Consider the following 5,061-nt stretch of genomic DNA (forward strand, 5'->3'; position numbering starts at 1 on the left):
AAAACTTAAACAGAGCATTTAAGCTAAATGTTCTTTCTAGGTTTTATTTAATTTAATTCTATGTTTATATATAGTTTCTAACCTAGTGTTATTTTATTTATCAATGTTAAGAGTCACAAGCAAGTAATATAAAACAATTTCATAAGCTTGTTAAAGGTAGTTATACTTAATCTCTTTCTTATTACATATATTTAAGTATATATAAGAAAAAGTTTTTAAGCATCACAGCTTAGACGCTTTCCGTCTTGAAGATTAAGATTAATAATTACATAAAAACTTTAGCAAGGAAGTAATGCGTTTTAGTAATACTAAAAACAATAACAATAATGCATGCAAATATATTTCAATTAATACTATTAATTGTAAAAATATTAATAACATTATTAACAAAGGTAAGCTAATAAGAGCAAATGGTGGATGCCTTGGCAGACAAAGGCGATGAAGGACGTACTAGACTGCGATAAGCTACGAGGAGCCGTCAAGGGGCATTAATTCGTAGATTTCCGAATGGGGCAACCCAATACATAGAGATATGTATTACCATATATGGAGCGAACGTTGGGAATTGAAACATCTTAGTACCAACAGGAAAAGAAATCAATAGAGATTACGCTAGTAGCGGCGAGCGAAAGCGTAAGAGGGCAAACCACTAGTTTACTAGTGGGGTTGTAGGACTGCAACAAAGACTAAGCAAAGATAGTAGAACAAGTTGGAAAGCTTGAGCGTAGAGGGTGATACTCCCGTACATAAAATCTTTACTTTACTTAGCAGTATCCTGAGTAGGGCGAGACACGTGAAATCTTGTCTGAAGCTGGGTCGACCACGATCCAACCCTAAATACTAATGTCTGACCGATAGTGTACAAGTACCGTGAGGGAAAGGTGAAAAGAACTGAGGTGATCAGAGTGAAATAGAACCTGAAACCATTTGCTTACAATCATTCAGAGCCCTATGTAGCAATACAGGGTGATGGACTGCCTTTTGCATAATGAGCCTGCGAGTTGTGGTGTCTGGCAAGGTTAAGCTAACGTGAAGCCGTAGCGAAAGCGAGTCTTAATAGGGCGATAAGTCAGATGCTGCAGACCCGAAACGAAGTGATCTATCCATGAGCAGGTTGAAGCTAGTGTAAGAACTAGTGGAGGACCCAACCGACGGCCATTGAAACGGCTCCGGATGACTTGTGGATAGGGGTGAAAGGCCAATCAAACTTCGTGATAGCTGGTTCTCTCCGAAATATATTTAGGTATAGCGTTGTGTAGTAGCTATAAGGGGTAGAGCACTGAATGGGCTAGGGCATACACCAATGTACCAAACCCTATCAAACTCCGAATACTTATAGTGTAATCACAGCAGTCAGGCGGCGAGTGATAAAATCCGTCGTCGAGAGGGGAACAACCCAGACTACCAGCTAAGGTCCCTAAATCTTATTTGAGTGGAAAACGATGTGAAGTTACTTTAACAACCAGGAGGTTGGCTTAGAAGCAGCCATCCTTTAAAGAAAGCGTAATAGCTCACTGGTCTAGTGATTTTGCGCGGAAAATATAACGGGGCTAAAATAAGTACCGAAGCTGTAGACCCAAGCCTAGCTTGGGTGGTAGGAGAGCGTTCTATAGGCGTTGAAGATGTACCGGTAAGGAGCGTTGGAGCGTATAGAAGTGAGCATGCAGGCATGAGTAGCGATAATTAATGTGAGAATCATTAACGCCGTAAACCCAAGGTTTCCTACGCGATGCTCGTCATCGTAGGGTTAGTCGGGTCCTAAGCAAAGTCCGAAAGGGGTATGCGATGGAAAATTGGTTAATATTCCAATACCAACATTATTGTGCGATGGAAGGACGCTTAGGGCTAAGCAAGCTAGCGGATGGAAGTGCTAGTCTAAGGTAGTAGGTTGTTATACAGGCAAATCCGTATAACATTAGACCGAGAACTGAAAGGCTTTCTGAAGTCTTCGGATGGAAGGAAGAATTGCTGATGCCGTCGAGCCAAGAAAAGTTTCTAAGTTTAGATAATGTTGCCCGTACCGTAAACCGACACAGGTGGGTGGGATGAGTATTCTAAGGCGCGTGGAAGAACTCTCTTTAAGGAACTCTGCAAAATAGCACCGTATCTTCGGTATAAGGTGTGGTTAGCCTTGTATTAGAATTTGACTTCGAAAGCAAGGAAACTTACAACAAAGAGTCCCTCCCGACTGTTTACCAAAAACACAGCACTCTGCTAACACGTAAGTGGATGTATAGGGTGTGACGCCTGCCCGGTGCTCGAAGGTTAATTGATGGGGTCAGCAGCAATGCGAAGCTCTTGATCGAAGCCCGAGTAAACGGCGGCCGTAACTATAACGGTCCTAAGGTAGCGAAATTCCTTGTCGGTTAAATACCGACCTGCATGAATGGCGTAACGAGATGGGAGCTGTCTCAAAGAGGGATCCAGTGAAATTGTAGTGGAGGTGAAAATTCCTCCTACCCGCGGCAAGACGGAAAGACCCCGTGGACCTTTACTACAGCTTGACACTGCTACTTGGATAAGAATGTGCAGGATAGGTGGGAGGCTTTGAGTTATAGACGCCAGTTTATAATGAGCCATCGTTGAGATACCACTCTTTCTTATTCGGGTAGCTAACTAGCGTGAGTTATCCTCACGTAGGACAATGTCTGGTGGGTAGTTTGACTGGGGCGGTCGCCTCCCAAAAAATAACGGAGGCTTACAAAGGTTGGTTCAAAACGGTTGGAAATCGTTTGTAGAGTATAAAGGCATAAACCAGCTTAACTGCAAGACAAACACGTCAAGCAGAGACGAAAGTCGGTCTTAGTGATCCGGTGGTTCTGTGTGGAAGGGCCATCGCTCAAAGGATAAAAGGTACCCCGGGGATAACAGGCTGATCTCCCCCAAGAGCTCACATCGACGGGGAGGTTTGGCACCTCGATGTCGGCTCATCGCATCCTGGGGCTGGAGCAGGTCCCAAGGGTATGGCTGTTCGCCATTTAAAGCGGTACGCGAGCTGGGTTCAGAACGTCGTGAGACAGTTCGGTCCCTATCTGCCGTGGGCGTAAGAAGATTGAAGAGATTTGACCCTAGTACGAGAGGACCGGGTTGAACGAACCACTGGTGTAGCTGTTGTTCTGCCAAGAGCATCGCAGCGTAGCTAAGTTCGGATGTGATAAGAGCTGAAAGCATCTAAGCTCGAAGCCAACTCTAAGATGAATCTTCTCTTAAGGTCGCAGCAAGACTAGCTGCTTGATAGGTTGGGTGTGTAAGTGGTGAAAGCCATTTAGCTGACCAATACTAATAGACCGTCCGCTTACTTTAAATAAGCATTACTTCCTTGCTAAGGTTTATTACTTTAGTAAGTTTAAGAGTTTAAATTACTTGCTTTTAACATTGTTATTTAAGTTTATTAAATACTAATAGATTTAAATAACAATGTCCGTGATTATACAAATGTGGTAACGCCTTGTCCCATCCCGAACCAAGAAGCTAAGCACATTGTGGGTGATGATACTACGCCTTACTGGCATGGGGAAAGTAGCTCGTTGCGGACTTGTTAAAATCTTTTTTAACTCCTTTCTTTTTAATAATAATTGATTTTTATATACATATTTTTAGATTTAATTTTTTATTATATTTTTTTTAATTGTAGAAACGGGATAGGGCTAAAAGGTAAGTTTTTATTGTTGCTTTCTTTTTTAGCTTTGTTTGGGTTTTTAAAACCTTTACTTTAAATAATTTGCTTAATTATGTTTTTTAGTATGAGATTATAAAAATAGATATTTTAAATGATACTTATACAATATAGCTCTTACTTTTTATATAGGTTTTTTTATTTGCTTTAAGTAGTTTTAGTATATGCTAGAAGTATTTATAAGTTATATGTTTAAAATATTTATATGAGTATGCTTATTTAATTTAATTAGCTTTATATGTTTAAAGAATTATGTATTTAATAAGCTTAGGTGATTAATTATTTTTAGGTAGTTAAAGTTAAAACATATGATAATAATATTTAGACGTAAGCCATAATCTCATATGAAAACATCATTAAAGTAATATGATTGGTTGAAAAATAATATTGGTAGTTAAGGATTGTAATTAAATATTATTTTTTCCAATTTTAATTAAGTAATATTATTGGTAGCAAATTTCTTATTTATGCTATCAAATCTTTATCTTTAATAAGCAATATTAGTAGTAAATGAGGTGTTTATAAAATTAGGTTTATTTAAATAGAGTTTATTTAAAACGAAGTTTATTTAAAACAAAGTTTTTAAAAAACAAAGTTTTTAAAAAACGAAGTTTCTGTAAAAGAAGTTTTTAAAACTAGGTTTATGTATAGAAAAGTTTATATTAAATAAAATTTCTGTAAAACGAAGTTTATGTAAAATGGAGTTTTTAAAAATTAAGCTTATATAAAATTTGGATTTAAATTCTTTTGCAGTAATTAGGGCTTAGATTGTTTTTAGAAGATAAGTAATTAATACTAAAGTATTTTTATGCTAAGTTTAATTAGTGATTTAAAGTAATAAAAATTAAACTTAATTAAATACTTTAGAGTAAGTTAATACCTAAGCTTAGTAAGTAATTAAATTAATTAGATTGATTATATAAAAGTATTTATTACGCATATAAAACATAATTAGGATATGAGTTTTTAGTGTTAGGGGGGGGGGTCGATTAAGTTTTATATATGTTTAAAATATTTAAATAATAAAACTATATAAACTAATTTTATACCTTTACAGGATAAATAATGTTTTTAAAAGCTTTTTTAATGAAATAAATAAGCTTATGAAGACGCTGTGAATAAACTACTTAATTAAGGCATAAAACAAGACAAACTAGAAAACATAATGGCTCGTTTTAGCAAATATTAGTTTAAAAGGCTTAAGTGATGAATGATTTAAGCAATATTTTTAAACTAAGTCCTTTAGATGCAATTAAATACTTTGATGATAAATTACCTAAAGATTATGATTTAGATAAACTTCGCTTTAGTGCATATAATCGCACATTTTTAATAAGTGGGATAAATGAAATTGAAACACTTAAAAGAATGCATAGCATACTTAA

Annotated in this window: 2 rRNA genes; both read left to right on the forward strand. The window is 36.4% G+C overall.

Annotated elements, in window-relative coordinates:
- Window positions 1-390: 390 nt before the first annotated feature.
- Window positions 391-3,303, forward strand: a 23S ribosomal RNA gene (locus KJQ97_RS08695).
- A 116-nt stretch (window positions 3,304-3,419) separates the two neighbouring features.
- Window positions 3,420-3,536, forward strand: a 5S ribosomal RNA gene (gene rrf, locus KJQ97_RS08700).
- Window positions 3,537-5,061: the final 1,525 nt, after the last annotated feature.

The sequence above is a fragment of the Campylobacter sp. 2018MI01 genome (assembly GCF_018501205.1).
Taxonomy (GTDB): domain Bacteria; phylum Campylobacterota; class Campylobacteria; order Campylobacterales; family Campylobacteraceae; genus Campylobacter_E.